At 64.3% G+C, this 26,576-nt stretch carries 28 protein-coding genes; 6 read left to right on the plus strand and 22 right to left on the minus strand.

Features of this window, described 5'->3' with window-relative positions; all coding sequences use genetic code 11:
- Positions 1-13 precede the first annotated feature (13 nt).
- From ACIGJG_RS10215 to ACIGJG_RS10280, 14 genes are all read right to left on the minus strand, one after another.
- On the minus strand, positions 14-2,137 hold the full coding sequence (locus ACIGJG_RS10215; RefSeq protein ID WP_011298143.1) for a D-(-)-3-hydroxybutyrate oligomer hydrolase: 2,124 nt from the start codon (positions 2,135-2,137) through the stop codon (positions 14-16).
- 192 nt (positions 2,138-2,329) lie between these two features.
- Positions 2,330-3,406, minus strand: coding sequence for a branched-chain amino acid ABC transporter permease (locus tag ACIGJG_RS10220; RefSeq protein ID WP_483672299.1), 1,077 nt, complete (start codon positions 3,404-3,406; stop codon positions 2,330-2,332).
- A 13-nt stretch (positions 3,407-3,419) separates the two neighbouring features.
- A complete protein-coding gene (locus ACIGJG_RS10225; RefSeq protein WP_140950865.1) occupies positions 3,420-4,445 on the minus strand; it encodes a branched-chain amino acid ABC transporter permease in 1,026 nt (341 codons plus the stop codon).
- Positions 4,446-4,523: 78 nt separating this feature from the next.
- Entirely contained in the window at positions 4,524-5,273 is a 750-nt protein-coding gene (locus tag ACIGJG_RS10230) for an ABC transporter ATP-binding protein (protein ID WP_011298146.1), read from the minus strand.
- Positions 5,266-6,033: an ABC transporter ATP-binding protein gene (locus ACIGJG_RS10235; protein ID WP_011298147.1), complete on the minus strand. Its 768-nt coding sequence runs from the start codon at positions 6,031-6,033 to the stop codon at positions 5,266-5,268. The genes ACIGJG_RS10230 and ACIGJG_RS10235 overlap by 8 nt, the downstream gene beginning before the upstream one ends.
- A gap of 32 nt (positions 6,034-6,065) precedes the next feature.
- Positions 6,066-7,253, minus strand: a complete 1,188-nt coding sequence (locus tag ACIGJG_RS10240) for a substrate-binding domain-containing protein (RefSeq protein WP_011298148.1) — start codon at positions 7,251-7,253, stop codon at positions 6,066-6,068.
- 51 nt (positions 7,254-7,304) lie between these two features.
- Positions 7,305-7,940, minus strand: a complete 636-nt coding sequence (locus tag ACIGJG_RS10245) for a TetR/AcrR family transcriptional regulator (RefSeq protein WP_011298149.1) — start codon at positions 7,938-7,940, stop codon at positions 7,305-7,307.
- A 216-nt stretch (positions 7,941-8,156) separates the two neighbouring features.
- Entirely contained in the window at positions 8,157-8,537 is a 381-nt protein-coding gene (gene crcB, locus ACIGJG_RS10250; protein WP_011298150.1) for a fluoride efflux transporter CrcB, read from the minus strand.
- Positions 8,537-9,037 carry a molybdopterin synthase catalytic subunit MoaE gene (gene moaE / locus ACIGJG_RS10255; protein ID WP_011298151.1) on the minus strand — a complete coding sequence of 167 codons (501 nt, stop codon included), beginning with the start codon at positions 9,035-9,037 and terminating at the stop codon, positions 8,537-8,539. The genes crcB and moaE overlap by 1 nt, the downstream gene beginning before the upstream one ends.
- Position 9,038: 1 nt before the next feature.
- On the minus strand, positions 9,039-9,296 hold the full coding sequence (gene moaD, locus ACIGJG_RS10260; RefSeq protein ID WP_011298152.1) for a molybdopterin converting factor subunit 1: 258 nt from the start codon (positions 9,294-9,296) through the stop codon (positions 9,039-9,041).
- A gap of 26 nt (positions 9,297-9,322) precedes the next feature.
- The gene (locus tag ACIGJG_RS10265; protein WP_011298153.1) at positions 9,323-10,564 is read right to left on the minus strand and encodes a molybdopterin molybdotransferase MoeA; all 1,242 of its coding nucleotides are present in this window, start codon (positions 10,562-10,564) and stop codon (positions 9,323-9,325) included.
- 179 nt (positions 10,565-10,743) lie between these two features.
- Positions 10,744-12,192, minus strand: a complete 1,449-nt coding sequence (gene thrC / locus ACIGJG_RS10270) for a threonine synthase (protein WP_011298154.1) — start codon at positions 12,190-12,192, stop codon at positions 10,744-10,746.
- Positions 12,193-12,213: 21 nt separating this feature from the next.
- Complete coding sequence (locus ACIGJG_RS10275) at positions 12,214-13,524, minus strand: homoserine dehydrogenase (protein WP_011298155.1); 1,311 nt, start codon at positions 13,522-13,524, stop codon at positions 12,214-12,216.
- Between the two features lie 49 nt (positions 13,525-13,573).
- Positions 13,574-14,809 carry a pyridoxal phosphate-dependent aminotransferase gene (locus ACIGJG_RS10280; RefSeq protein ID WP_041679980.1) on the minus strand — a complete coding sequence of 412 codons (1,236 nt, stop codon included), beginning with the start codon at positions 14,807-14,809 and terminating at the stop codon, positions 13,574-13,576.
- A gap of 311 nt (positions 14,810-15,120) precedes the next feature.
- Here ACIGJG_RS10280 and ACIGJG_RS10285 point away from each other — a divergent pair, with 311 nt between their 5' ends.
- From ACIGJG_RS10285 to ACIGJG_RS10305, 5 genes are all read left to right on the plus strand, one after another.
- Positions 15,121-15,510: an Mth938-like domain-containing protein gene (locus ACIGJG_RS10285; RefSeq protein ID WP_011298157.1), complete on the plus strand. Its 390-nt coding sequence runs from the start codon at positions 15,121-15,123 to the stop codon at positions 15,508-15,510.
- A 160-nt stretch (positions 15,511-15,670) separates the two neighbouring features.
- Positions 15,671-16,138, plus strand: coding sequence for a peroxiredoxin (locus ACIGJG_RS10290; RefSeq protein WP_483672300.1), 468 nt, complete (start codon positions 15,671-15,673; stop codon positions 16,136-16,138).
- A gap of 376 nt (positions 16,139-16,514) precedes the next feature.
- Entirely contained in the window at positions 16,515-18,218 is a 1,704-nt protein-coding gene (locus ACIGJG_RS10295; protein WP_140950864.1) for a PhoH family protein, read from the plus strand.
- Between the two features lie 114 nt (positions 18,219-18,332).
- Positions 18,333-18,785: a hypothetical protein gene (locus ACIGJG_RS10300; RefSeq protein WP_140950863.1), complete on the plus strand. Its 453-nt coding sequence runs from the start codon at positions 18,333-18,335 to the stop codon at positions 18,783-18,785.
- Between the two features lie 41 nt (positions 18,786-18,826).
- Positions 18,827-19,507, plus strand: a complete 681-nt coding sequence (locus ACIGJG_RS10305; protein ID WP_011298161.1) for a C40 family peptidase — start codon at positions 18,827-18,829, stop codon at positions 19,505-19,507.
- Between the two features lie 70 nt (positions 19,508-19,577).
- Here ACIGJG_RS10305 and ACIGJG_RS10310 read toward each other — a convergent pair whose 3' ends face one another.
- From ACIGJG_RS10310 to ACIGJG_RS10345, 8 genes are all read right to left on the minus strand, one after another.
- The gene (locus ACIGJG_RS10310; protein WP_011298162.1) at positions 19,578-20,585 is read right to left on the minus strand and encodes an inorganic phosphate transporter; all 1,008 of its coding nucleotides are present in this window, start codon (positions 20,583-20,585) and stop codon (positions 19,578-19,580) included.
- Between the two features lie 13 nt (positions 20,586-20,598).
- On the minus strand, positions 20,599-21,225 hold the full coding sequence (locus tag ACIGJG_RS10315) for a DUF47 domain-containing protein (RefSeq protein WP_011298163.1): 627 nt from the start codon (positions 21,223-21,225) through the stop codon (positions 20,599-20,601).
- A gap of 181 nt (positions 21,226-21,406) precedes the next feature.
- Positions 21,407-22,798 (minus strand): replicative DNA helicase, encoded by a 1,392-nt coding sequence (locus ACIGJG_RS10320; RefSeq protein ID WP_011298164.1) that lies wholly within the window; start codon positions 22,796-22,798, stop codon positions 21,407-21,409.
- Between the two features lie 204 nt (positions 22,799-23,002).
- Positions 23,003-23,455 (minus strand): 50S ribosomal protein L9, encoded by a 453-nt coding sequence (gene rplI / locus ACIGJG_RS10325; RefSeq protein WP_011298165.1) that lies wholly within the window; start codon positions 23,453-23,455, stop codon positions 23,003-23,005.
- A 36-nt stretch (positions 23,456-23,491) separates the two neighbouring features.
- A complete protein-coding gene (gene rpsR, locus ACIGJG_RS10330) occupies positions 23,492-23,770 on the minus strand; it encodes a 30S ribosomal protein S18 (RefSeq protein ID WP_011298166.1) in 279 nt (92 codons plus the stop codon).
- Positions 23,771-23,773: 3 nt separating this feature from the next.
- Positions 23,774-24,073 carry a primosomal replication protein N gene (gene priB, locus ACIGJG_RS10335; protein WP_011298167.1) on the minus strand — a complete coding sequence of 100 codons (300 nt, stop codon included), beginning with the start codon at positions 24,071-24,073 and terminating at the stop codon, positions 23,774-23,776.
- 77 nt (positions 24,074-24,150) lie between these two features.
- The gene (gene rpsF, locus ACIGJG_RS10340) at positions 24,151-24,525 is read right to left on the minus strand and encodes a 30S ribosomal protein S6 (protein ID WP_011298168.1); all 375 of its coding nucleotides are present in this window, start codon (positions 24,523-24,525) and stop codon (positions 24,151-24,153) included.
- 101 nt (positions 24,526-24,626) lie between these two features.
- Complete coding sequence (locus tag ACIGJG_RS10345; protein WP_041679637.1) at positions 24,627-25,625, minus strand: asparaginase; 999 nt, start codon at positions 25,623-25,625, stop codon at positions 24,627-24,629.
- Positions 25,626-25,836: 211 nt separating this feature from the next.
- Between ACIGJG_RS10345 and lexA the strand changes: the two genes are divergently transcribed.
- On the plus strand, positions 25,837-26,493 hold the full coding sequence (gene lexA, locus ACIGJG_RS10350; RefSeq protein ID WP_011298170.1) for a transcriptional repressor LexA: 657 nt from the start codon (positions 25,837-25,839) through the stop codon (positions 26,491-26,493).
- Positions 26,494-26,576: the final 83 nt, after the last annotated feature.

The raw sequence follows: 26,576 nt of genomic DNA on the forward strand, positions 1-26,576 counted from the left end.
ACACCGGCACGCATCAATCAGGCACATCGACAGAGCCAGTGCTGGCCGCGATCTGATTGGCAGCATCCGGACTTGCCGAGATCGGTGGCACGTTGACCGGCAGCAGCGTCGGCGCGGTCGTCGTATTGGTGGCGCCGCCACGCGGAATGGTGCGCACTACCTGCGACGGCGGCAGCGCCTTGCCGGTCGTGAGGTTGTCATAGACGGCATCGAGCGCACGGATCAGGTACAGGTGCAGCGGCACGTAACGGTTGCTGTACCCCGACACGGCCCCAATGAAAGCATCGAAATGCTGGGCGTTCTCGACTTCGATATACGACAGCTTGCTGGCCGCACCTTCCTGCTGCCGGTTGAATCCGAGATACGGCCGCGAGGTGTGATTCACGGGCAGCAGGCCGTCGCTGCGGCCGTGCACGATCAGCGCTGGCTTGCCGTGCAGGTTGCCCGAGCGCTGAATCTGCGACACGCCCGACTGCAGCGCCTGCGCCTGCGAATCGGTGCCAGTCAGCAGGTCGCGCAGGCACTTGGCCCCGTCGAAGTTGGCATCGGCCCGGTTATTGGAAGCCGACACCGACTGGCCGTTCATGAACGGCCCATGCTGCAGATCCCGGTCATTGATCAGTTGTACGGTACTGGTCGGCGGTACGCCGTTACCGGTAGCGAACATCGATGCCAGCACGGACGGCGCGATCGCCGCCGGCTTGAAGTCAGCCAGCGTGGCGGCGAAACTGTAGCCGCACAGCCGGTCGGTCACGCTGGCCCTGGCGTACGAATTGGCGTAGGTCACGGCAATCGAGGCCGCCGTATCGAATAGCGACAACGACGGATGGAGTGCATCCGATTCCGGCTCCCAGCCAGCCAGATGTAGCTGGTCGAGTGCACTCGCCGCCTGGTCACTCACCGTCGTGCCGGAAATCAACTTGTTGTCCACAAGTGTCTGGCAGCGGGAGATATAGAACTGGTTGGTGGCAAACGCCGGGGCATTGACCAGCGCGGTCGCCTGGGATGCGCATAGCTGCAGCAAGTTGGCCGTGGTGATGTAGTCGTACAGCAAACGACCCGACGCATTGACCGGCTTGCTGCCACGCTTGACGAGGATGCTGGCATTCGGCGGCAGGTTCAGGTTGGGCTCGGCCACGGCCACACCATCAATCAGCCCATCGGTATCCTGCTCGGCCGCGGCAACCGCCGCGCCGCCGCCATTGGATACGCTCGACGCAATCACGACGATCTTGCTCTTGGCCAGCGTGCGCTGGCGCACGCCGTTGGAGGCGACTGTGCCGAAGCGGTCATTGATGGCCCAGATGCCGAACTCGATCGCCTGCAGCGTGAACTTGCCCCAGTCCTTTTCGGGGTTTCGCTGGGAATGCGCGTGCTTGAAAGCCAGGCGATGCGGCACCTGCGCCGTGAAATCAGCGAGCGACAGGATGCCGGGTCTCGCGGCGAACTGGGCGTTGGTACCGGCTGCGCTACGCGTCGTGCGCGTGCCGTCGATCAGCGGCACGGTGTCGGTGTCGAGATCGTGCGGCGCGGCGCCGGTGCCCTTGTCGGTATAGGCCACCGCGCAGCCGCGCTTGAGTCCCCACTCGCCCACGGCAATGGCGCCATACACGCCACGCGAGCCGGAAGACGTCGCGGTAATCATGCACGGCTTGCTCTGGTTGAACGTGTTCGGGATCTGGACCAGCATGGTCACGTTTTCCTGCCCGCTGCCATCGTCGGAGAAGGCCAGATACTCCACACCAGCGATCTTGCCCTGCCCGGTGGTGACATTGCCCTGCGCATCCACATTGGGCCCGTAGAGCGAGCCAAAGCCGCCGCCGGCCGTGGTGTCCACGATGGCGCGGTAGTTGGTGTAGATCGCATAGCGGCGCAACTCGGCCGCGGTCGGGCTGTTCGGGCTCGCGGGGACAGGCGCCGTGGCGCTCGCCAACCCGTCCTTGCCGAGCCCGGCCGTCAGCAGGTCATCGGTCGCGCCATCGTAGGCCTGGATCGTCACCGTGCCAATGTTGGCCGGCTTGATGTTCGGGTTGGTGTTGCCGTCGCTGCTGTCGCCGCCCCCGCAGGCAACGGCCAGCAGTGCCGCCGCTGCCGCGAATGCTGCGTTGCCAAGGCGACGAAAGTTGTCATGGTGCATGGGACGCCTCCTGTTTTGCCGAGGTTTGCTGACGTTCCGCTCCTGCCGGTAAGACTTTCGAACTGCAAACTGCCTGGTCTCACACCGCTTGTCCGTGACCCGAAAACCGCGTGCGCAGCTTGTGCTTTAGTGCCGGGCGTTCCGGTGCAGCCAGTCAATCACATACTTGGCATACCATCTCCGTGCGCCGGTTCAGGATGAGGCATCGCGCGACAAAGCGGCGCCGCGCAGCCGTCCCACCACGCCCTGCGGAAAATAATAGACGCTGAGGACGAACAGCAGCCCCAGCCACAGCAGCCAGCGGTCCGGGTGCAACAGTCCGGCAAGTAAGGGCACGGACGCCGTAGCATCGCTCGCGAGCTTCATCACGTCCTGCAGGTAGGTCTGCGCCAGCAGGAACAACGTCGTGCCGATGACCGCGCCATAGAGCGTGCCCATGCCGCCGATCACGACAATCAGCAGGATATCGACCATGATCTCGAACGACAGCGAGGTGTCCGGCCCGTTGTACCGCAGCCAGATCGCCATCAATACACCAGCCATGGTCGCGAATATGGCAGACAGTACCGTGGAGACTGTGCGGTAGACCACGGTCCGGTAGCCGATCGCCTCGGCGCGGAAATCGTTCTCGCGGATGGCCTGCAATACCCGGCCGAACGGCGAGTTGACGATGCGCAGCAACAGCAGGAACAGCAGCACGGCGCCGGCAAAGACCAGGTAGTAGCTCAGCAGCTTGCCATTGAGCGGCGCGCCGAACCATTCGGCGTCCCCAAGCGAAAAGCCGGGGCGCAAGGCCTCCGGCACCTTGAAGGTCAGGCCGTCCTCGCCGCCGGTCCATTCTGACAGCTGCGAGATCAGCGTGGCAAAGGCCGTGGCCACGGCCAGCGTGATCATGGCAAAGAAGATGGCCCGCACGCGCAGCGAGAACAGGCCGATCAGGAACGCCAGCACGGCCGACACCGCCAGCGCCGCCACGGTTCCCGCCAGCAGCGCGCCCCACCCCGGCTCCATGCGCGACATGGCAATCGCCACGCCGTAGCCGCCGATGCCGAAGAACATGGTGTGGGCAAACGACACGATGCCGGTATAGCCAAGCAGCAGGTCATAGCTGCCCACCAGCACCACGAAGATGCAGATCTTGGCCGCCATGTTGAGCGCGCGGGCGCCCGGAAACACGAACGGCGCACAGGCCAGGGCCAGCACGATCAGCACCAGCATCGCGCCCAGCAAGCGGCTGCGCGGCAGGTCGCCCGAAAGCAGTCGGATCATGTCGCGTCTCCTCTCAGCGCCTGGCCGCCGCAAACAGCCCTTGCGGCCGCCACAGCAGGATCAGCATCATCAGCAGGATGTTCGAGAACAGAGCCACCTTGGGGAACAGGAAGCCTGTGTAGTTAGCCATCAGCCCCACCAGCACAGCGCCGACAAAGCAACCGGTGGTGGAGCCCAGTCCGCCGATGATAATGACGATGAAGATCAGCACATTGACCTGCGCGCCGATCGCCGCCGTGATGTTCTGCTGGTACAGGCCCCACAGCACGCCGCCCATGCCCGCCAGCGCGGCCCCGGCCACGAACACGCCGATGAACAGGCGCCGCACGCGATAGCCCAGCGCTTCCACCATCTCGCGGTTTTCCACACCGGCCCGGATCAGCAGGCCGATACGCGTGCGGTTGAGCAGCAGCAGCATGGCGATGAAGACCACCAGCCCGAGTACCATGGCGACTAGCCGGTACTTCTCGATCGCGGCATCGCCGAGCAGCACCGCGCCGCGGAACGCCGCTGGCACCTCGAGTGCGATGGTTTCCGGCCCCCAGATGGCCTTGATCAACTGCTCGGCCACGATCATGCCGCCCATGGTGATCAGGATCTGCTTCAGGTGCTGGCCGTAGACCGGGCGCACCACCACGCGCTCGAAGAACAGCCCCACCGCCCCGGCCGCCGCCATGGCGGCGAACACCGCCAGCGCGAACACCGCGAGGTTCAGCGCGAGGCTGTCGGCCTGGACCCAGCCCGACAGCGGCAACAGCACCGATGCCGCCACATAGGCGCCCAGCGCAATGAAGGCGCCATGGCCGAAATTGAGCACGTCCATCAGGCCGAACACGAGCGTCAGGCCCGACGAGACCACGAAGATGATCATGCCCATGGCCAGTCCGGCAATGGTCAGCGTCAGCCAGGTCGAACCGCTGCCCACGAGCGGGAATGCCAGCAGCATCAGCAGCGGCACCAGGGCCAGCGGCGTCCAGTCACGCCGGACTTTCGGCAGCGATGCCGCGCCTGCCGAGGGCAACGTGGTTGAAGTTGTCATGTGTCTCGTCCTGCTGATCGTGTACTCGCTTCCCGCGCGTGCGGGAAAGGCCAGCAAATCCTCGAACTGCGTGCGTCCTTACTGGTGCGCTGCCAGCGACAACCCAAGCAGGCGCTGCTGCAGCGTTTCATCCTGCGCCAGCGCCGCCATCGTGCCGGTGTGCACGATACGCCCGTCATCCATCACGGCCACCGTATCGCCCACCGACTTTGCCATATGGAAATTCTGCTCGACCAGCAGGATCGACACCTCGGTCTGCTTCAGTTCGCGGAACACGGCGATCATGTTCTGGATGATGGCCGGCGCCAGTCCCTTGGTCGGTTCATCAACAATCAGCAGCTTGCGCGGTTCGATGATGGCGCGTGCCACCGACAGCATCTGCTTCTGGCCGCCCGACAGGACCCCGGCGCGCTGGTGCCAGAACGTCTTTAGCGCTGGGAACATGCGGAAGACCCAGTCCAGCCGCCGCTCGTCGATGGCGCCGCTACGCGCGGCCAGCCTCATGTTCTCGGCCACTGTCAGATCGGAAAACACGCCCATGTTCTCGGGCACGTAAGCAATGCCAGCCTGCGCGATGGCCGGCGTGCCGTGTCCGGTGATGTCGCCACCATCAAACGCCACCGTGCCCGCACTGGCGCGCCACAGGCCCATGATCGTGCGCAGCGTCGTGGTCTTGCCCGCGCCGTTGCGCCCCAGCAGCATGGTCACACCGCCGCGCGGCACGTCGAAGCTCACGCCATGCAGGATGTGATACGGGCCGATATGGGTCTGCACATCGCGCAGACGCAGGATCGGGCTTGCGCTGGCGTGGTCATGTTGTTCACGCATGGCTTGCCTCCATGCCGGTTTCGGCCACGCCCAGATACGCCTGCTGCACGATCGGCGACGCAATCACCTCCGCCGGGTCGCCGTCCGCCATCAGCGTGCCGTTGTGCAGCACGATGATGCGGTCGGCCAGCGAGCGCACCACGTCCATCTTATGTTCGACGAGCAGCACGGTCTTGCTGCGGTCCTGCCGGATTTCGCGGATCAGATCCAGGATCACCGGCACCTCGTCCACGCTCATGCCGGCCGTCGGCTCGTCGAACATGAAGATACGCGGCTGCAGCGCCAGCAAGATGCCAACCTCGAGCTTGCGCTGGTCGCCATGCGGCAGCGCGGCCACCGGCAGGTGCCGCTTGTCGGCCAGCGCCACGCGTTCCAGGCAAGCCTCCGCCTGCGCGCGCACGCCGCGGTGGCTGGTCCACATCGACAGCAGGTCGATGCCGCGCTGCTGGCGCGCCTGCACGGCCAGGCGCACGTTTTCCAGCACCGGCAGGTTCGGGAACAGGCTGGTCAGCTGGAACGCGCGCCCGATGCCGCGGCGCGCCTTGAGCGAGACCGGCAGGCGAGTCACGTCCTCCCCGTCCAGCAGGATCTGCCCTGCCATGGCAGGCAGCTGTCCCGAGATCAGGTTGAAGTAGGTCGTCTTGCCCGCGCCGTTGGGACCCACGATACACGTCAGCTCGCCGGGCCGGAACGCGCACGACACCGCATTGACGGCCACATGGCCGCCGAAGCGGATGGTCAGATCGCGCGTTTCCAGCATCGGCGGCGTTGCCGCAGTGGCCGCCACGTCCGTCAGCGCCGGTTGCGGATCGGTACGTTCATTTCTTCGGGCTTGATCTCGCGGACCAACTCGGGCACGCCCCAGGCGAACGCCGGGTCTACCTTGATCTTGAAGTGGTACATGGACTGCATCGCCTGGTGGTCTTCCTTGCGGAAGACCATCCGGCCCTTGGGCGTTTCGAACGCCATGCCTTCCATCGTCGAGATCAGCTTTTCGGTGTTGGTGTCGCCGCCCGTCTTCTTCAGCGCTTCCACCAGCGCGATGCCGGCCGACATGCCGCCAGCCGTAAAGAAATCAGGCGGCGACTTGAACTTGCTGTAGTGGTTCGACACCAGCCATTCGTTGGCCTTGTTCTTCGGAATGCCGAAGTAGTAGTACGTCGCGCCTTCCATGCCCGGGAAATTCTTGTAGCTGGTCATGGCCGGCAGGATGTTGCCGCCCGAGGCAATCTCGATGCCGTAGCGTTTCGGGTCGAGGTCCGCGATCTTGAACGGGTTGCCCGCACCGGCCCAGATGATGAAGATCACCTTGCGGCCGGGCTTGTCCTTGAGCGAATCGAACAGCCGCTGCGCACCGGCGGTGAAGTCGGTGGTGTTGGTCGGCAGGTATTCCTCATGGACAATCTTCGCGTTCTTCAGCGCGCCCTTGAACGCCTTCACGCCATCACGGCCGAAGGCGTAGTCCTGCGCCAGCGTGGCGATCTGCACGCCGGGCTTGTCCAGTGCCACCGCGTTGGAGATGGCATCCTGCGACGAGTTGCGACCGGTGCGGAAGATGTAGCGGTTCCACTTATCCCCAGTAATGGAATCGGCGACGGCGGGCTCGACCAGCAGGATCTTCTTGTATTCCTCCGCCACGGGCAGCATGGCCAGCGCGGTGCCGGACGACGTCGGCCCCAGCGCGATATCGGCGCGGTCATCGCTGTAGGCAGCCGCGAGCTGGGCCTTCGCCACATCGGGCTTGCCCTGGGTGTCCTTCTCGATCACCACGAGCTTGTTGCCGTTGACGGTCATGGTGCCGTTCGTGGCGTACTCCAGGCCCATCATGAGTCCAGTCTGGGTCTGCTTGGCATAGGCTTCCAGCGCGCCGGTCTTGTCGTAGACGTGGGCAATGCGGATGTCCTTGGCAAGCACGCCCGCACTGGCGAGCAAGCCGGCGGCCAGCGCCAGGGCATGTATGGCGATCGTTCTGCGTTGCATGGTTGTCTCCTCTTTTTCTTGTCGCTTCGGTATCTCGGCCGCCGCCAGCCATCACCGCGCTTGCAGCCCGTGCGTGATCATGTCGAACGCGGCATCGACCACCTTCTCCATCGATGCCGGCCGTTTCCACAGCGCATAGCGCATACCCAGGAAATTGCTGATGCCGATCAGGCACCAGGCGCGCACCTCGGCGTCGCCGGGTCGGAACTCGCCCTGCTCTGCCGCACGGCTCAGGCGCCGGCTGTAGAGATCGGCAAAGACCTGGAAGTAGCCGCTGTAGATGGTCTCGTCCACCGAATACGAATCGAGCACGATCCGGTAGAGGTTCTTGTGTCGGGAAACGAAGGACAGGAACGCCTTCAGGCCCAGCCGTTCGGCCTCGATCTGGCTGGTGGCCGGCGCCACGTGCTTGCGCAGGTGGGTGCGCAGCAGCTCGAGCATGTGCTGGACCAGCGCGCGGAAGACATCTTCCTTGTCCTTGAAGTACAGGTAGAAGGTGCCCATGGCCACCTTGGCTTCCTGCGTGATCTCGGAAATCGATGCGACGTAGTAGCCTTTCTCGCCGAACACCTTCTCGGCGGCACGCAGCAGGGACTCGCGGGTTTTCTGCCCGCGCGGGGTCTTGGGCGGGCAGATGCCGGATTCAGTCCTGGCGGATTCAGTCCTGCCGGAGTCGGTCTGGGACATCGTGTCTCCACTGTGACGCTCGGGCGCCCTCTGTGTGTGCAAGCTGTGTCCCGCGCCCTGCCCGCCGTCCGGCCTCCTCTGCCCGGAGCGGCCCTGCGAAACATGATGACTGATTCATGTTTCATCGTATGAGGCCTCGGCGGCCGATGTCAATTCATGGCTTTCCCGTATCACGCCGCGCGAGCGAGCCGACGGGCGCGGCTGCCGATACGGCCTTCAGGCCAGCAGGCGGTACGTCCAGAGGCCCAGCGCGGCGAACAGCAACGAGCCGCCAAGGTGGCTGAGCAGATGCAGCAAGGCCCAGCCGTAGTCACCTGATATCAGGTTGGCCAGCGCTTCGCTGGAAAAGGTGGAGAACGTCGTCAGGCCGCCGAGGAAGCCCGTGATGGCCAGCAGCCGCCATTCCGGCGGTAACCCGGGATGAGTATCGAAAAAGCCCACGGCTAGCCCGATCAGGTATCCGCCGAGCAGGTTGGCGGCCAGCGTGCCGTACGGCAAGGCCGGGTTCAGGGCGTTCCACATGACCGATAACCCCCAGCGCAGCCACGCGCCGACCGCAGCGCCGATGCCGACCGCAACGAATCCGAGCGGCCCCATCAGGCCTCGCCGTCGCTGTCGGCTTCAGTGCCGCTCGCGTTGAAGGACGGAATCCCCCAACGCTTCAGGGCCGCCTCGTCGGTCACGCGGGCGTCGACCCAGCGCGCACCTTCCGGCGTCTCTTCCTTCTTCCAGAACGGCGCTTCGGACTTGAGGTAGTCCATGATGAATTCGCACGCCGCAAACGCATTGCCGCGATGCGCGGAGGCGACCGCCACCAGTACGATCTGGTCCAGCGGCAGCAGCGGCCCGACGCGGTGGATAATCGTCACGCCCAGTAGCTCCCAGCGCGCGCAGGCAGCGGCTTCGATGCGGGCGAGCGCCTTCTCGGTCATGCCGGGATAGTGCTCGAGCTCCATCGCGCTGACGGCGCTACCCTCGCTGATATCGCGTACCGTGCCGATGAAGCTTGCCACCGCGCCCACGGCCGGACGGCCGCTCCGTAGCGCCGCGACTTCGGCGCCGAGGTCGAAATCCTCCCTCTGTACCCTGACGCTCATGTCAGCCTCCGGTGACCGGTGGGAAGAAGGCCACCTCGCAGCCTTCGGTGATCGCCGTATCAGCGCGTGCCACGGCGTGGTCAACGGCCATGCGCAGCGCACGGCCTTCCGCCAGCGCTTCCGCCCACGCGCCACCGCGCGCACGCAGCCATTGGCGAAGCTCGCCTACCGTGCGCACGTCGCCCGGGACTTCGGCGCGCTCCCCGGCAACGCCCAGTTGTTCGCGCACGCTGGCAAAGAAACGTAGTTCGATGTTCATCGCGACTTCTTGCACCTTATGGCCCACTATGCGAGCAGGCCGTCGAACGGAATGAACTGCACGGTATCGCCGTGCGCGATCGCCCGGTCGGGCGGGTTGTCGATCAAGCCGTCGCCCCACACCGTGGAGGTCAGCACGCCCGAACTCTGGTTCGGGAACAGGTCCAGGCCGCCATTGGCGTTGATGCGCGCGCGCAGGAACTCGTTGCGGCGGTCGCCCTTCTTCAGTTCGAAGTCCGCTCGCAGCGGCAGGCGCCGCGGCGCCACGTCGGCCACGCCTTGCAGGCGCAGGATGAATGGCCGCACGAACAGCAGGAACGTGACGAAGCTCGACACCGGGTTGCCCGGCAGCCCAAGGAAGAACGCCGCATCGCTGCTGCCATGGTTCACGTGCCCGAACGCCAGTGGCTTGCCTGGCTTGATAGCGATCTGCCACATGTCGAGACGCCCTTCGGCTTCGACCGCGGGCTTGATGTGGTCCTCTTCGCCGACCGAGACACCGCCCGACGTGATGATCAGGTCGTGGCCCTGCGCAGCCTTGCGCAGGGTCTCTCGCGTGGCAGCCAGCGTATCGGGGACGATGCCAAGGTCGCTGACTTCGCAACCGAGGTTCTCGAGCAGTCCACGCAGCGTGAAGCGATTCGAGTTGTAGATGGCACCCGGCTTCAGCGGCTCGCCAGGCATGGCCAGCTCGTCGCCCGTGAAGAACACTGCGACGCGTACACGCCGCACCACCTCCAGCCGTGCCTGGCCCACGGAAGCAGCCAGACCCAACGCCTGCGGTGTCAGCCGCGTACCGGCGGGCAGGATCACACTACCGGCTTCGATGTCCTCGCCGGCGCGGCGGATCCACTCGCCGGACTGCGGCACGTGGTTGACGATCACGTCATTGCCATCGGCCACGCACTGTTCCTGCATCACCACCGCGTCGGCGCCCGGCGGGATCAGCCCGCCGGTGAAAATGCGTGCGGCGGTGCCCGGCGCCAGTTCCGTACCGACATGGCCGGCCGGAATACGCTGCGACACCGGCAAGCGTGTACCGGCTGCGGGTACGTCCGCGGCACGCATCACGTAGCCATCCATCGACGTATTGTCGGCGGGCGGCACCTGCAGGGAACTGGTGACCGGCGTGGCCAGCACGCGGCCGTTGGCGGCCAGGGTATCGACCTGCTCGAACTGCGCCAGCGGGCGGGCGGCGGCCAGCAAGGCGTCGAGCGCCTGGGCCATGGTCAGCATCGGGGGGCGGGAAGACGCTGCAGCTTGGGTCATGGTGGGATGTGTGATTTCTGGGCGCCCATGAAAAACGGCCCGCGCATTGCGTCGCACTGGGTCATTCGACCTGGCGGGCAATCCGGGGGCCGCGACTGGGCCACGGCTAGCCTGATTGTAGCGAGTTGGCGCCGCCAAGGCATGCGGCGGCGCCGCAGCCACATTGGCGCCCGCTCCGCTTACAGGCCGGTGTGACCAGCGATAAAGGCCTTGACCTGGCTGGCGTCGTTGGCCATCACCTCGAAGCGCTGCGGCAGCTTCTCGATGCCTTCGAACGCCGCCGGGCGCTCGGGCTCGTGGCCCAGCGCTTCACGGATGGTGTCGGCAAACTTGGCCGGCAGCGCGGTTTCCAGCACTACCATCGGCACGTCGGCGCTGAGATGCTCACGCGCCACCTTGATGCCATCCGCGGTATGGGTATCGATCGTGATGCCATAGCGCGCCGACATGTCGCGGATCGTCGCCACGCGGTCCCCGTGCGTGCTGCGGCCCGAGACAAAGCCAAACTCGCCGCGGATGCGCTCGTACTCGGGCGTCCCCGACAGGTCGAAGCCGCCCTTCTCGTCCACATCGCGGAACAGCGCGGCCAGCTTGCCGGCGTCCTGGCCGAGCAGGTCGAAGATGAAGCGTTCGAAGTTCGACGCCTTCGAGATATCCATGCTCGGGCTCGACGTATGGTAAGTCTCGGCCGACTTGCGCACACGGTAGGCGCCTGTGCGGAAGAACTCGTCGAGTACGTCGTTCTCGTTGGTGGCAACCACGAGCTTGTCGATCGGCAAACCCATCATGCGCGCGATATGGCCGGCGCAGACGTTGCCGAAGTTGCCCGACGGCACGCAGAACGACACCTTCTGGCCTGGGCCCGTGGTCGCGAGCAGCCAGCCCTTGAAGTAGTACACGACCTGGGCCACCACACGCGCCCAGTTGATCGAATTGACCGTACCGATACGCTGGCGGGCCTTGTATTCGAGGTCGTTCGAGACCGCCTTGACGATGTCCTGGCAATCATCGAACACACCTTCCACCGCCAGGTTGAAGATGTTCGGATCTTGCAGGCTGAACATCTGCGCGGTCTGGAACGCGCTCATCTTGCGGTGCGGGCTCAGCATGAACACGCGGATGCCGCGCTTGCCGCGCATCGCGTATTCGGCAGCGCTGCCGGTATCGCCGGACGTGGCGCCCAGGATGTTGAGCTCCAGCCCGGCACGGCCCAGCGCGTACTCGAACATATTGCCGAGCAGTTGCATGGCCATGTCCTTGAAGGCCAGCGTCGGGCCGTTGGACAGGCCCAGCAGTTGCAGCTTCGTGCCGCCTTCCTCGCCCAGCGTGCGCAGCGGCGTGATGTCGGCGGTGTTATCGCCGGCGCGCGCGTTGCAGTACACCTCGGCGGTATAGGTCTTGCGCGTCAGCGCGCGCAGGTCCTCGGCCGGGATATCGTCGCAGAACTTGCTCAGGATCTCGAACGCCAGGTCGGCGTACGACAGCTTGCGCCAGGCCTCCAGCTCGTCGGCGGTGACCTGTGGGTACTGCACGGGCAGGTACAGGCCGCCGTCCGGCGCCAGGCCGCCCAGCAGGATTTCAGAGAACGATTGCGGCACTTCGTGGCCGCGGGTCGACTGGTATTTCATGGGTCCGGAATATCCTGCCGATCAGTTCAGTTCTTCCATGCGCAGGCGCGTGACCGGCGACAGCACAGTCGGCAGCGACTCGATCTTCGCAATGGCGGCATTGACATGCTTCTCGCGCGTCACGTGGGTCAGGATGATGATGTCGGTCTGCGGCTCGCCCTCGCGCGATTCCTTCTGCAGCATCGCGTCGATGGAGATGCCCCCCTCGGCCAGGATGCGCGTGATCTCGGCCAGCACGCCGGTCTCGTCGGACACGCGCATGCGCAGGTAGTAGGCGCTGTTGATTTCCTCGATCGGCAGCACCGGCACGTTCGACAGCTCGTCCGGCTGGAACGCCAGGTGCGGGACGCGGTGATTCGGGTCGGCGGTGTGCAGGCGGGTCACGTCCACCAGATCCGCAATCACGGCCGAGGCGGTCGGCTCGGCGCCGGCGCCCTTGCCGTAGTACAGCGTGGCGCCCACGGCATCGCCCTGCACCAGCACCGCGTTCATCGCGCCTTCCACGTTGGCGATCAGGCGCGAGGCTGGCACCAGCGTCGGATGCACGCGCAGTTCCACGCCATCGTCACGGCGGCGCGTGATGCCCAGCAGCTTGATGCGGTAGCCCAGTTCCTCGGCGTACTTGATGTCGGTCGCGGCCAGCTTGGTGATGCCTTCCACATGGGCCTTTTCGAACTGCACCGGCATGCCGAACGCGATGGCGCTCATCAGCGTGACCTTGTGCGCGGCGTCGACACCTTCGATGTCGAAGGTCGGATCGGCCTCGGCATAGCCGAGTTGCTGAGCTTCCTTCAGGACCGTGTTGAAATCCAGGCCCTTGTCGCGCATCTCGGACAGGATGAAGTTCGTGGTGCCGTTGATGATGCCGGCGATCCACTGGATGCGGTTCGCGGTCAGGCCTTCGCGGAGTGCCTTGATGATGGGGATGCCACCGGCCACTGCGGCCTCGAACGCGACGATCACGCCCTTCCTGCGTGCGGCTTCAAAGATCTCGTTGCCGTGCACGGCCAGCAGCGCCTTGTTGGCGGTGACCACGTGCTTGCCGTTCTCGATGGCCTTCAGCACCAGCTCACGCGCGATGCCGTAGCCGCCGATCAGCTCGACCACGATGTCGATGTCCGGGCGCGCCACCACCAGGTTGGCGTCGTTGACAATTTCGACTTCGCCGTTGGTCAGCTCGCGTGCGCGCTCGGTGTTGAGATCCGCCACCACAGCGATCTCGATGCCGCGGCCAGCGCGGCGGCGAATTTCTTCCTGGTTGCGCTTGAGCACGTTAAACGTGCCGCTACCGACGGTACCGATGCCGAGCAGGCCAACTTTGATGGGGTTCATGGACGATCTGACTCTAGGTTGCTAAGGATAAGTTGCAGCGGCCACCTGATCAGGCAGCCACCTTGCCGTGGCGTTTTCGATACGCCTCCAGGAAGCGCGCAATGCGATTGATCGCCTCGCGCAGATCCTCCTCATGCGGCAGGAATACGATTCGGAAGTGGTCCGGCTTGTCCCAGTTGAAGCCGGAGCCCTGTACCAGCAGCACCTTGGACTCCTGCAGCAGTTCGTAAATGAACTCCTGGTCGTCCTGCACCGGGTACATCGACAGGTCCAGCTTCGGGAACAGGTACAGCGCGGCCTTGGGCTTGACGCAGCTCACGCCCGGAATCGCGGTGATCAGCTCATAGGCCAGGTCGCGTTGGCGACGCAGGCGGCCGCCTTCGGCAACCAGGTCGTTGATGCTCTGGTAGCCGCCCAGCGCGGTCTGGATGGCCCACTGCCCCGGCACGTTCGCGCACAGACGCATCGAGGACAGCATGTTCAGGCCCTCGATATAGTCGAGCGCCGGACGCTTGTCGCCCGACACCACCATCCATCCGGCACGGTAGCCGCACGAGCGGTAGTTCTTGGACAGGCCGTTGAAGGTCACCGTCAGCACGTCGGTCGACAGCGAGGCGATCGAGGTGTGGACATTGCCGTCGTACAGGACCTTGTCGTAGATCTCGTCGGCGAAGATGATCAGCCCGTGCTCGCGCGCGATCGCGACGATCTCGAGCAGCAGTTCGTCCGAATACAGCGCGCCGGTCGGGTTGTTCGGGTTGATGATGACGATGGCCTTGGTGTGCGGCGTGATGCGGGCACGGATATCGGCCGGATCAGGCATCCACTCGTTGGACTCGTCGCAGATATAGTGCACCGGCGTGCCACCCGACAGGCTCACTGCCGCAGTCCACAGCGGATAGTCCGGCGCCGGCACCAGAACCTCGTCGCCGCTGTTGAGCAGCGCGTTGACCGCCATCACGATCAGTTCCGAGGCGCCATTGCCCACGTAGATGTCTTCCAGGCCGACGCCCTGGATATTTTTCTGCTGCGTGTAATGCATGATCGCCTTGCGCGCGGCGAAAATGCCCTTGGAATCCGAATAGCCCGCCGAATTCGGCAGGTTGCGCATCATGTCCTGCTGGATTTCCTCCGGGGCATCGAAACCGAATACGGCCAGGTTGCCGATATTCAGCTTGATGATCTTGTGCCCCTCTTCCTCCATCTGCTTGGCCTTTTCCAGCACCGGGCCGCGGATGTCGTAGCAAACGTTATTGAGTTTGTTGGATTTCTGGATGGGTTTCACGGCGATATCGGCGGAGGCGAAAACTGCCGCGTCGGCGGCAGCGAACATGGGAATCCGGATGGAGTGTCTCAGGGCGCCGTCCGCTGCGATGCAACGCAGTCACGCCGCGAAAGTGGCAGACACGGAGGCAAAAGCTATAATTTATCGGATTATGACAGACTTCGGCAGCAATTCTTGCATTGCAGCGTGCCTCGGGGATACCCGCCGCCCGCGCCTGCAGCCTGCCGCCAACCCGCTGCCTGCCCGCGCTGCCGGCCATCCGCCCCGCGGAAGGCACCGCTGCGCCAGCCAGGCCGCCTCCGGGGCCCAAATTGAAACTCCACGCTGACCAGCCACAGTCGCTCAATACCGTCACGGCCTACGGGCCAGACTACATTGAAATCAACCTGATACGTCACACGCACTCAGTCCTGGTACTGCCGGAGGGTGAAGTCCGTCCCTGGCCGGTACAACGCTTCGAAGACCTCGAGCCCGCCCACTTTGAGACGCTGGCCGAACTCGGGCCCGAAGTCGTGCTGCTGGGCACGGGTTCGAAGCTGCGCTTTCCACACCCGCGCCTGACCGCGTCGCTCGCGCGCAAGCATGTCGGAGTCGACGCCATGGACATGCAGGCCGCATGCCGCACTTACAATATCCTGATGGCGGAAGGGCGCAAGGTGGCGGCCGTGCTGCTGCTGGAGCCGGAAGCCACGGACAACTGAGCCGTCATTGGCCGCCAGGGAAAGTTAAGGCGACGCCACGCTTGAAGTTCGGCTGCACGCCCCAATCTGCCCCTTCCGTGACGCAGGCGCGCTACCCGTGCCCCCTGTGCCCACACTCTCGCAGCGTCTCCGACACCGCCCCTCCCCTGGAGCCATAATAATGACAGTCAGTCTCAACAAGGCAGTGCCCGACTTCAGCGCACCGGTCACTGGTGACGGCGGTACCTTCCGCCTGTCCGAGCACCGCGGCAAGACCGTGGTGCTGTACTTCTACCCGAAGGACAACACCCCCGGCTGCACGACCGAGGCCATGAACTTCCGCGACCAGTACGACGACTTCATCAAGGCCGGCGTGACCGTGTTCGGCATCTCGCGTGACAGCCTGCGCTCGCACGAGAACTTCAAGGCGAAACTCGAACTGCCGTTCGAACTGATCTCGGATCCCGACGAGGCCGTGTGCAATCTCTTCGATGTCATGAAGATGAAAAAGCTATATGGCAAGGAACACCGCGGCGTCGAACGCAGTACTTTCATCATCGACGGCAAGGGCATCCTGCGCCACGAGCTGCGCGGCATCAAGGTACCCAACCACGTGGACGAGGTGCTGGAGATCGTGCGCGGTCTCTGAAACACCATCCGCGTGGCCTCCGGCAACGCGAGCCGATTGGCATTGCTGCGACACCACGCATACCCCGCGTGACTGGCAATTGCCAAACCGAAAACCTTCGGATACATTGGGTCGTAATGAGTTCAGATTCCGGATGCCACGCTGATTCGACTTCCTGGCCCAGGCGGTTCGCGCCGCAGGCCGGTAGCGGATCTGCCGTGTCGCAGGTCCGCAAGCAAGCCGCCAAACCTGTACCGCAGGGCTGGCGGCTTTTTTGTTTATCCGATGCCCCGGGTGCCTCGCGCGTGCATGCCCCGGTGGCCGCTGGCATTCTCCTTGCGAGTTGCCACACGGATAGTTCCGCCCCCATCTTGTCCCCCTGAAAGGAAAGCCAAGCATGCCGCTGCCTACCATGCCCGCCAAGCCTGCCCAATTGCTGGATCCGAGCGAGTTCGCTCCGGTCACTGCGGTGCCCAAGGCCAAAGCCGTCGCACAGGGGAAAAAACCTGTGCCGGCGCTCGAACGCGTGGCATTGCTGGAAACCGGCGAAACACAGGCGCCTGCCGTCAAGGCGCGCGCTGCCGGTGGCACCCGCGCCCGTTCGACACCCACGCAAGACATTCCCGCAACGCCCGCCGCCACACCTCCGGTCAGCCTGGTCAAACCGGCCGCCGGCCCGACGCGCCGCGCACGCAAGACCGAAGGTCCGAGCAAGCTGTTCGTGCTCGACACCAACGTGCTGATGCACGACCCGAGCTCGCTGTTCCGCTTTGAAGAGCACGACGTCTATCTGCCGATGATGACGCTCGAAGAGCTCGACAACCACAAGAAGGGCATGAGCGAAGTTGCGCGCAATGCGCGCACGGTCAGCCGCACGCTCGATTCGCTCGTGAGCGGCACCGGCGGCGGGCTCGATGACGGCCTGCCGCTGGCCAAGCTCGGCAACCGCGACGCGCAGGGCAAGCTGTTTTTCCAGACCAAGCTCAACGACATCAAGCTGCCCGAAGGCCTGCCGCAAGGCAAGGCCGACAACCAGATCCTGGGCGTGGTCAGCGCGCTGCAGCAGCAGTACCCCGAGCGCGAGGTCGTGCTGGTGTCGAAAGACATCAACATGCGCATCAAGGCGCGTGCCTTGGGGCTGCCGGCCGAGGACTACTACAACGACCAGGTTCTCGAAGACAAGGACCTGCTCTACGCAGGCGTGATGCAGCTGCCCAGCGACTTCTGGGCCAAGCACGGCAAGGGCGTGGAAAGCTGGCAGGACCCCAAGACTGGCGCGATGTTCTATCGCCTGACCGGCCCGCTCGTGCCCTCCTTCCTGGTCAACCAGTTCGTCTACCTGGAGCCGGTTGACGGCAGCCTGCCGCTCTACGCGCAGGTCAAGGAAATCAACGGCAAGACCGCGCTGCTGCAAACGCTCAAGGACTACACGCACCACAAGAACAATGTGTGGAGCGTGACGGCCCGGAACCGGGAGCAGAACTTCGCGCTGAACCTGCTGATGAACCCGGACATCGACTTCGTCACGCTGCTTGGCCAGGCCGGCACCGGCAAGACGCTGTTGGCCCTGGCCGCGGGTCTGGAACAGGTGTTGGACCAGAAGCTGTACAACGAGATCATCGTCACCCGCGCTACCGTGCCGGTCGGCGAGGACATCGGCTTCCTGCCCGGCACCGAGGAAGAGAAGATGCAGCCGTGGATGGGCGCCTTTGACGACAACCTCGAAGTCCTGCAGAAGAGCGACGACAGCGCGGGCGAATGGGGCCGCGCTGCCACGCAGGAACTGATCCGCTCGCGCATCAAGGTCAAGAGCATGAACTTCATGCGCGGCCGCACCTTCGTCAACAAGTTCGTCATCATCGATGAAGCGCAGAACCTGACGCCGAAGCAGATGAAGACGCTGGTCACGCGCGCGGGCCCGGGCACCAAGATCATCTGCCTGGGCAATATCGCGCAGATCGATACGCCGTACCTGACCGAAGGTTCGTCGGGCCTGACCTACGTGGTGGACCGCTTCAAGGGCTGGAGCCACAGCGGCCACATCACGCTGGCGCGCGGCGAGCGCTCGCGCCTGGCCGATCACGCTGGCGACGTACTGTAAGGCTTGCCGCCGGCCGGCCCTCGTGGCCCGGCCGGCGGACATGGTTCGCTCCCCGGCCCACGGGCCGCGGGCGCTTGTCCCGTTCGCTGTGAGATTGCCCGACAGGAGGCGTCGATGACCCCTCAGCAACCGCGCGTCCCGGCTACGCTGCGCCTGCAGGACCGCAAGCGCATGCTGGCATTGGCTGCACTGGCCTCCGCGGGGATGGCGCTGAGCACCGCATGGCGGCCCGCACACGCCGCCGACGAAATGGTGATCCGCACCATGGGCCCGGTAAGCTATGTCTGCGGCGGCATCGCCGAAGACGAACGCAAGGCACTGGCCGACCTGGAAAAGAATTTCAATATGGGCATTCTGTTCACGCAGGGCAGCAACGGCGAATTCCTGTCTGACGTCGCCGTGCGCCTGTTGCGCGACGAGCAGGAAATTGCCACGTTCCGCGCCGCCGGCCCACGCTGCCTCATACGTGCGCCAGAAGGCAGCTACAATATCGAGGCCAGTTACAAGGGCCAGACCAAGACCATCAAGATCGGCACCGGCAGCCGCGACGCACAGTTGCGCTGGTAGCGAAAGGATCCGGGTCAAGGCTGGCGACCGACCCAGCAAGGATGCCTTCGCGCCGTTCCCCTGTTCTTCGCGCCATCCGGCTGCGCCTGCCCGCGGTTCCTGCCGGGGCACGGCTGCCGCTGGTATGTGCCGCCGCGCTGCTGCTCGTGGCGTGCGCCGGCGCGCCGACCCGCCACGCCAGTCTGCCCCGCACCCCGGGCAAGCCGATGATCGATCCGAGTGCGGGACTGGAAGAAATTTCGATCCAGGCCATGTCGCTGGTCGGCACGCCATACCGCTACGGTGGCAATACGCCGGACAGCGGCTTCGACTGCAGTGGCCTGGTGCGATACGTGGTTGCGCGCGCCGCCGACGTCAACCTGCCGCGCACCACCGAAGCCATGGGCACGCGCGGCTCGGCGCTGGACCGAAGCGAGGTAGCTTCAGGCGACCTCGTCTTCTTCAATACAACAGGGCGCGCCAATTCCCATGTCGGCATCTACGTCGGCCAGAACCGATTCGTGCACGCGCCGTCCACTGGCGGCACGGTGCGGCTCGAGGACATGGGCAAGCCATACTGGGCATCGCGATACAACGGCGCGCGCCGCGTGGTGGCGGCCGTCAACCAGCCGCTGCCGGTTCAGCCCGCCAGTCCTGTCCCGACACCAGTGCCCCCCGCTGCGCCACCTGACCCCGTCCCGGCTGTCGACGACGATCCGATCGCGGCTTTCGCCAATAAATAGCGACTTCCAGAACGACAAAAAAGCCAGGCAAGTGCCTGGCTTTTCTTCATACGCGGATATCCACCCAGCCTTACAGGATGTGGCGGCCAACCCACCACGCTATCGCGGACATGAACGCGGAGGCCGGAATGGTCAGCACCCAGGCCCATACGATGTTGCCAGCCACGCCCCAGCGGACCGCCGACATCTTCTGCGCGGAGCCCACACCGACGATCGCGCCGGTAATCGTGTGGGTGGTCGACACAGGCACACCCAGCGCCGATGCCAGGAACAGCGTCATCGCGCCACCGGTTTCGGCACAGAAGCCGCCGACAGGCTTCAGCTTGGTGATCTTCTGCCCCATCGTCCGCACGATGCGCCAGCCGCCGAACAGCGTGCCCATGCCAATCGCCACGTAGCAGCTCACGATCACCCACACCGGCGGTTCGCCGCCCGCCGCGACATGGCCGCTGGCGATCAGCAGCATCCAGATGATACCGATGGTCTTCTGCGCGTCATTGCCGCCGTGGCCCAGGCTGTACAGCGACGCCGACGCGAGCTGCAGCCGGCGGAACCAGCGGTCCACGCGCGACGGCGGCGTACGGAAGAAGGTCCAGCCCACGATCACCATCATCAGCGAGCCGAGGATGAGACCCAGCAGCGGCGAGATCACGATAAAGGCAACGGTCTTCAGCAGGCCGTTGCCCACCAGTGCACCGGTGCCAGCCTTGGCCACCGCAGCCCCGACCAAACCGCCGATCAGCGCATGCGACGACGACGAAGGAATACCGTAGTACCACGTGATCGCGTTCCACGCGATGGCCCCGACCAGCGCACCGAAAATCACGTAGTGGTCAACGATATTGACGTCTACGGTGCCGGTACCGACGGTGGCTGCCACCTTCAGGTGGAAGATGAAGATCGCGACGACGTTGCACATTGCCGCCATGGCCACCGCATGGTGCGGCTTGAGCACGCCCGTAGACACCACCGTGGCGATCGAGTTGGCTGCATCGTGAAAGCCGTTCATAAAATCGAACAGCAGTGCGAGCGCCACCAGCAGGCCGATCACCCACAGGCTCATTTGAATGGTATGCATTGCCGATTCCGCTTCAGGCGTTTTCCAGGACGATGCCTTCAATGATGTTGGCCACGTCCTCGCACTTGTCGGTAATCGTTTCGAGCTGTTCGTAGATGGCCTTCAGCTTGATCAGCCGCTTGACGTCGGTCTCGTCGCGGAACAGCTTCGACATGGCCGAGCGCATCACGCGGTCAGCTTCCGATTCCAGCTGGTCGATCTGCTGAGCGGTCTTCAGGATGGTGCTCGCGTTGCCCATGTCCTCGAGCAGGCCCACGGCGATCTTGACCTGATCGCAGCACTGCACGCAGATGGCGGCGAGACGCAGCGCCTCATCGGTCAGGCTGGTCACGTCGTACAGCGAAATGGTTTCCGCCACGTCTTCCATCAGGTCCAGGATGTCGTCCATGGTCGTGATGAGCTTGTGGATCTCGTCGCGGTCCAGTGGCGTGATGAAGGTCTTGTGCAGCAGGTCGATGGTGTCGTGCGTGATCCGGTCGGCCTTCTTTTCTGTGGCCTGGACCCGGCGGGCATGCGCCTCGGCATTGGGCAAGTCATTGACCAGTGTCTGCAGTTCATGGGCGGCAGTCACCGCGCAGTCGGCATGCTGGTTAAAGTATTCGAAGAACTTGCCCTCAGTGGGCATGAATCGGCCGAACATGGAATGTTCCTTGTCGCAGCGCCATGGCGCCGCTTGGTTTGTTGCTGGAGGATGCGCAATGCGTCGCGCGACGGCAGCTTTTTGAGCCCCCGTCATCAAAGCGCAATATTTTACAGGGTTGTTGCTGCAATGCCCGCCCATATGTCGCAAACGAGACGCTTGTTCGCAGGCAGGCTTGACTTCAGTTGTCGTTGTCGAAGAAGGCAGGACCGCCACTGAAGTTATCGAACTTGGTGAACTGGCCCAGGAAGGTCAGGCGCACCGTGCCGATCGGACCGTTACGCTGCTTGCCGATAATGATTTCGGCCGTGCCCTTGTCCTGCGAATCCTGGTTGTAGACTTCGTCGCGGTAAATGAACAGGATCACGTCGGCATCCTGTTCGATAGCGCCGGATTCACGCAGGTCGGACATCACCGGGCGCTTGTTCGGGCGCTGCTCCAGGCTTCGGTTCAGCTGCGACAGCGCGATCACCGGGCAGTTCAGTTCCTTGGCCAGGCCCTTCAGCGAACGGGAAATCTCCGAGATTTCGGTCGCCCGGTTCTCACCGCCACCGGAGCCCGACATCAGCTGCAGGTAATCGATGATGATCAGGCCGAGCTGCCCGCACTGGCGTGCCAGCCGGCGCGAGCGCGCACGCAGTTCCATCGGATTCAGCGCGGGCGTCTCGTCGATGAAGAGCTGGGCGTCGTTCATGCGCTGGATCGCATGCGTCAGGCGCGGCCAGTCTTCGTCGAGCAGCCGGCCGGTACGCAGGCGGTGCTGGTCCAGGCGACCGACCGAACCCAGCATACGCATGGCCAGCTGGGTGCCCGCCATTTCCATCGAGAACACCGCGACCGGAAGGCCCTGTTCCACGGCCACGTGTTCGCCGATATTCAGCGAGAAGGCCGTCTTGCCCATCGACGGGCGGCCTGCCACGATGACCAGATCACCGGGCTGCATGCCGCTGGTCATCTTATCGAGGTCGATGAAGCCGGTCGGCACGCCGGTCACGTCGGTAGTCGAATCGCGGTGGTACAGCTCGTCGATACGCTCGACCACCTGCGTCAGCAGCGGCTGGATTTCCTGGAAACCCTTCTGGCCGCGCGAGCCCTCTTCGGCAATCGCGAAGACCTTGGATTCTGCTGCATCCAGCAGTTCGCGGACTTCACGGCCCTGTGGCGCAAATGCCGACGAAGCGATGTCATCCGCCACCGTCACCAGCTTGCGCAGCACCGCACGCTCGCGCACGATTTCCGCGTAGCGCCGGATATTGGCGGCGCTAGGCGTGTTCTGCGCGAGCGAGTTCAGGTACGCAAGGCCACCGACTTCCTCGGCCTTGCCGGCCACCTGCAGCATCTCGAAGACCGTGATCACGTCCGCCGGCTTGGTGGCGGAGATCAGCTTCGCGATGCTCTGGAAGATCATCCGGTGGTCAAAGCGGTAGAAGTCCGCTTCGGAGATGAAATCGGCAATACGGTCCCAGGCGGCATTGTCCAGCAACAGACCACCGAGTACCGATTGCTCGGCCTCGATCGAATGCGGGGGTACCTTGAGACTGTCGAGTTGGGGGTCGGCGACGGGCGCGTTCATGGGGTGGGATTATACCGGCGGGCGGACGCTACCCGCCTGACAAATGAGCGGCAACAATTCGGCATCAGGCCTTGACACCAGAACGTGTGCAGCGAAAACGGAGGTGACACGGCGCGGATGCCGCAGACAAAGAAAAAAGGCAGGAGCCATGCTCCTGCCTTTCTTGTTGCGCTTGCCGGACAGGCCGGCCACGCAAGGTCTTGCTTAGACTTGCTCGCCCACGACGGCGACGGTCACGTCGACCACCACGTCGGTGTGCAGGGCAACGGCGACCGGGTGCTCGCCAACGGTCTTCAGCGGGCCGTTCGGCAGGCGAACCTGAGCCTTCTCGACCTTGAAGCCTTGGGTGCCCAGGGCAATGGCGATGTCGGCATTGGTCACGGAACCGAACAGGCGGCCGTCCACACCCGACTTCTGGCTGATCTGGACGGTCTGGCCGTTCAGCTTCTCGCCTTCAGCTTGCGCAGCGGCCAGCTTCTCGGCAGCAGCCTTTTCCAGTTCGGCGCGCTTCACCTCGAACTCTTGGATCGCGGTTTGCGTGGCGCGGCGGGCCTTCTTGCTCGGGATCAGGAAGTTACGGGCGTAACCATCCTTCACCTTGACGATGTCACCCAGGTTGCCCAGGTTGATCACTTTTTCCAGCAGAATAATTTGCATCGTGTTCTCTCCTTTACGGACCTATGGCCTGGACTATCAGTTCTTGTGCAGGTCGGTGTACGGCATCAGCGCCAGGAAGCGGGCGCGCTTGATGGCCGTATCCAGCTGACGCTGATAGTGAGCCTTGGTACCGGTCAGGCGAGCCGGCGTGATCTTGCCGTTGTCGCCGATGAAGTCCTTCAGGGTGTCCAGATCCTTGTAGTCGATCTGTTCCACGCCAGCCACGGTGAAGCGGCAGAAGCGCTTGCGCTTGAACAGCGGGTTCTGTTGCTGGAAGCGCTTCTTGTTCTTGTTGTCACGTTTGATGAATGCCATGATTCAATCCTTTACGAATGCTTTACATCCGGTGATGTGAAAGACGAGGGCCTTGCTGTTGCGGTGCTTGCGAGTCAGGAATCCTTCGCAGTCGAGCAGCGTGCCGAGCGGCAATCGCTCCAGGCGCTGGCCAACCGGCCCGATCCCCATCGCAGCAATGGCAAACTCGACCTGCCTCGGCGTATCCGCCTCGACCGCCTCGCCGCTGTACTGCAAGATGCAGTTCACGACGGGCACGCCGGCCGGGGTATACCTGAGAGCATCGCGTTCCGCCAAGGTGGCGGCTAGCCGAAGCTGGTTCAACGCGCGGCCCCTTGCAGTGTGTTGCCCATGCCGCCGTGGTCAGCTTTGCCAGCCACGACAGGCACCGCAGTCCGCATTCAGGCGGCCTGGCCTTCGGTGGTCGTTTGCGCGGCCTTACGGGCTTCTTCGCGCTGCACTTCCTTCATCATCGGCGAAGGAGCGGTTTCAGCCTTCTTGGTCTGCACGATCAGATGACGCAGCACGGCGTCATTGAACTTGAAGGCGTGCTCCAGTTCAGCCAGGGTTTCCTTGCCGCACTCGATGTTGACGCAAACGTAGTGAGCCTTGGCCAGCTTCTGGATCATGTAAGCCATCTGGCGACGGCCCCAGTCTTCCACGCGGTGAACCTGACCGCCTTGCGACGTCACGAGCGACTTGTAGCGCTCGATCATGGCCGGGACTTGTTCGCTCTGGTCCGGATGGACGATGAAGACGATTTCGTAATGACGCATTGACGCTCCTTTTGGATGAGCCACCCGGGCGTCACGTCCGGTGCGGCAAGGTTGAATAGCCTTAAATTATAGCCCGGCTATTGACAAACGCGCAACCGCTGTCACGAAGAGGCAAACTGCCCTTGCAGGCGCTCCGGGTCGGAAGCGAGCCCCGGATCCTGCGCCAGGGCCAGCAACAGCAGGACCCTGGCCTTATAGGGATTGAGATCGGCGGCGGAAAGGAATGCCCCGCCGAGAGGATCAACAACTGGCGGAATCGCCACATGACCCGCCGCGGTACGCGAACTGCGGACCACCGCGACGCCAGCCGCCACGGCATCCCTGAGCGCGGCCACGAGCGTCTCGTGTACCGAGCCGTTGCCCGCCGCCGCTACGACGATCCCCCGCACACCAGCGCCGACGAGGGCATCCACCACCATGCGGCCAGGTTGCGCATAGCTGGCGATGATCTCCACATCGGGCCAATGCTGCGGCACTGGCAACACCCCCACGCCAGACCGCACCGGCGCGCGGGCAATGCGCACCAGCTCGTCCTGCACGAAGCCAAGCGGCCCGCATGGTACCGATACGAAAGCATCTACCGCGGACGTATGCGCCTTGACCACGTCGCGCGCCGCGTGGATCTGCTGGTTCAGCACGACCAGCACGCCCTTGCCGCAGGCATCGGGATGGGCCGCAACCCGAACCGCATCGAGCAGGTTTAGCGGACCATCGGCGGACAGCGAGGTCGACGGCCGCATCGCCGCAGTCAGCACCACCGGCACCGGGCAAGCCTGCGTCAGGTGCAGGAACATGGCGGTTTCTTCCAGCGTGTCGGTGCCGTGCGTAATGACAATGCCCGCGACGTCCGGCTGGCCCGACCAGTGCTGCACGCGCGCCGCCAGCGTCGACCATAGAGAGAACACCATGTCCTTGCTGTCGACCTGCGCCACCTGCTCGGCCTCAACCCTGGCCACGGATTGCAGCGCCGGCACGGCAGCCAGCAGCGTCGTCACCGGCACCGTTGCAGCCTGATAGCGCGCACTGCTGGCCGGATTGGCGGAAGCGCCGGCAATGGTGCCGCCGGTAGCCAGAATGACGACGCGGGGAAGCTGGGACATGGATCGTGACATGGGCAGGGCACGAGGAAGTAAAGGTTCGCCGATTCTACCTGCGGCATGCCGGCAAACCCGAAGTCGAGCAGACGGCTCTGAAATTCTGCTTGCGCTTGTGCCGATACTGTATAAAATCACAGGCATACTGTTTAAACATACAGTGCCCGCCTGGCTGGCAGCCGTATTGCACCGGGGCACTCATCAAGAAAGCGCTTCCATGGCGACCCTGACACCCCGGCAGCAGCAGATTTTCGATCTGATCCGCAACACGATCCGCAATACGGGCTTTCCGCCCACGCGCGCCGAGATTGCTGCCGAGTTCGGCTTCTCATCACCCAATGCCGCGGAAGAGCATCTGCGGGCGCTGGCACGCAAGGGCGTGATCGAACTGACGCCGGGCGCCTCGCGCGGCATCCGCCTCAAGGTGGCGCGCAGCGATTCCGAGATGCCCGACCAGTTCTCGCTGCCCGTGTCCGGCATCATGCAGCTCACGTTGCCGCTGGTGGGCCGCGTGGCCGCCGGCAGCCCGATCCTCGCCGCCGAACATATCGACCGCCAGTATCAGGTAGACGCCTCGGTCTTCGACGAACGCCCCGACTACCTGCTGCGCGTGCGCGGCCTGAGCATGCGCGACGCCGGCATCCTCGACGGCGACCTGCTCGCCGTGCGCAAGGCCAGCGAAGCGCCCAACGGCAAGATCGTCGTGGCCCGGCTCGGCGATGACGTGACCGTCAAGCGCTTGCAGCGCCGTGACGGCGCGATCGAACTGATCGCGGAAAACCCGGACTTTCCGAACATCATGGTCACGCCCGGGCGAGAAGAATTCTCACTGGAAGGTATCGCCGTCGGGCTGATCCGCTCCTCGGGCTTCTGACCGACGCGGCCAGCCGCGCGCCGGTCGCCGCCCTCCCCTTTTGCTGTACCGATGCCGCCCGCCAGACGGGTGTTGACCCCGCT

This window comes from Cupriavidus sp. C1SS-2L, assembly GCF_057073735.1.

Bases quoted from the DNA above. Each gene is read 5' to 3' on its own strand.
- ACIGJG_RS10215 (WP_011298143.1), bottom strand. From the start codon at position 2,137: ATGCACCATGACAACTTTCGTCGCCTTGGCAACGCAGCATTCGCGGCA.
- ACIGJG_RS10220 (WP_483672299.1), bottom strand. From the start codon at position 3,406: ATGATCCGACTGCTTTCGGGCGACCTGCCGCGCAGCCGCTTGCTGGGC.
- ACIGJG_RS10225 (WP_140950865.1), bottom strand. From the start codon at position 4,445: ATGACAACTTCAACCACGTTGCCCTCGGCAGGCGCGGCATCGCTGCCG.
- ACIGJG_RS10230 (WP_011298146.1), bottom strand. From the start codon at position 5,273: ATGCGTGAACAACATGACCACGCCAGCGCAAGCCCGATCCTGCGTCTG.
- ACIGJG_RS10235 (WP_011298147.1), bottom strand. From the start codon at position 6,033: ATGCTGGAAACGCGCGATCTGACCATCCGCTTCGGCGGCCATGTGGCC.
- ACIGJG_RS10240 (WP_011298148.1), bottom strand. From the start codon at position 7,253: ATGCAACGCAGAACGATCGCCATACATGCCCTGGCGCTGGCCGCCGGC.
- ACIGJG_RS10245 (WP_011298149.1), bottom strand. From the start codon at position 7,940: ATGTCCCAGACCGACTCCGGCAGGACTGAATCCGCCAGGACTGAATCC.
- crcB (WP_011298150.1), bottom strand. From the start codon at position 8,537: ATGGGGCCGCTCGGATTCGTTGCGGTCGGCATCGGCGCTGCGGTCGGC.
- moaE (WP_011298151.1), bottom strand. From the start codon at position 9,037: ATGAGCGTCAGGGTACAGAGGGAGGATTTCGACCTCGGCGCCGAAGTC.
- moaD (WP_011298152.1), bottom strand. From the start codon at position 9,296: ATGAACATCGAACTACGTTTCTTTGCCAGCGTGCGCGAACAACTGGGC.
- ACIGJG_RS10265 (WP_011298153.1), bottom strand. From the start codon at position 10,564: ATGACCCAAGCTGCAGCGTCTTCCCGCCCCCCGATGCTGACCATGGCC.
- thrC (WP_011298154.1), bottom strand. From the start codon at position 12,192: ATGAAATACCAGTCGACCCGCGGCCACGAAGTGCCGCAATCGTTCTCT.
- ACIGJG_RS10275 (WP_011298155.1), bottom strand. From the start codon at position 13,524: ATGAACCCCATCAAAGTTGGCCTGCTCGGCATCGGTACCGTCGGTAGC.
- ACIGJG_RS10290 (WP_483672300.1), top strand. From the start codon at position 15,671: ATGACAGTCAGTCTCAACAAGGCAGTGCCCGACTTCAGCGCACCGGTC.
- ACIGJG_RS10295 (WP_140950864.1), top strand. From the start codon at position 16,515: ATGCCGCTGCCTACCATGCCCGCCAAGCCTGCCCAATTGCTGGATCCG.
- ACIGJG_RS10300 (WP_140950863.1), top strand. From the start codon at position 18,333: ATGACCCCTCAGCAACCGCGCGTCCCGGCTACGCTGCGCCTGCAGGAC.
- ACIGJG_RS10305 (WP_011298161.1), top strand. From the start codon at position 18,827: ATGCCTTCGCGCCGTTCCCCTGTTCTTCGCGCCATCCGGCTGCGCCTG.
- ACIGJG_RS10310 (WP_011298162.1), bottom strand. From the start codon at position 20,585: ATGCATACCATTCAAATGAGCCTGTGGGTGATCGGCCTGCTGGTGGCG.
- ACIGJG_RS10315 (WP_011298163.1), bottom strand. From the start codon at position 21,225: ATGTTCGGCCGATTCATGCCCACTGAGGGCAAGTTCTTCGAATACTTT.
- ACIGJG_RS10320 (WP_011298164.1), bottom strand. From the start codon at position 22,798: ATGAACGCGCCCGTCGCCGACCCCCAACTCGACAGTCTCAAGGTACCC.
- rplI (WP_011298165.1), bottom strand. From the start codon at position 23,455: ATGCAAATTATTCTGCTGGAAAAAGTGATCAACCTGGGCAACCTGGGT.
- rpsR (WP_011298166.1), bottom strand. From the start codon at position 23,770: ATGGCATTCATCAAACGTGACAACAAGAACAAGAAGCGCTTCCAGCAA.
- rpsF (WP_011298168.1), bottom strand. From the start codon at position 24,525: ATGCGTCATTACGAAATCGTCTTCATCGTCCATCCGGACCAGAGCGAA.
- ACIGJG_RS10345 (WP_041679637.1), bottom strand. From the start codon at position 25,625: ATGTCCCAGCTTCCCCGCGTCGTCATTCTGGCTACCGGCGGCACCATT.
- lexA (WP_011298170.1), top strand. From the start codon at position 25,837: ATGGCGACCCTGACACCCCGGCAGCAGCAGATTTTCGATCTGATCCGC.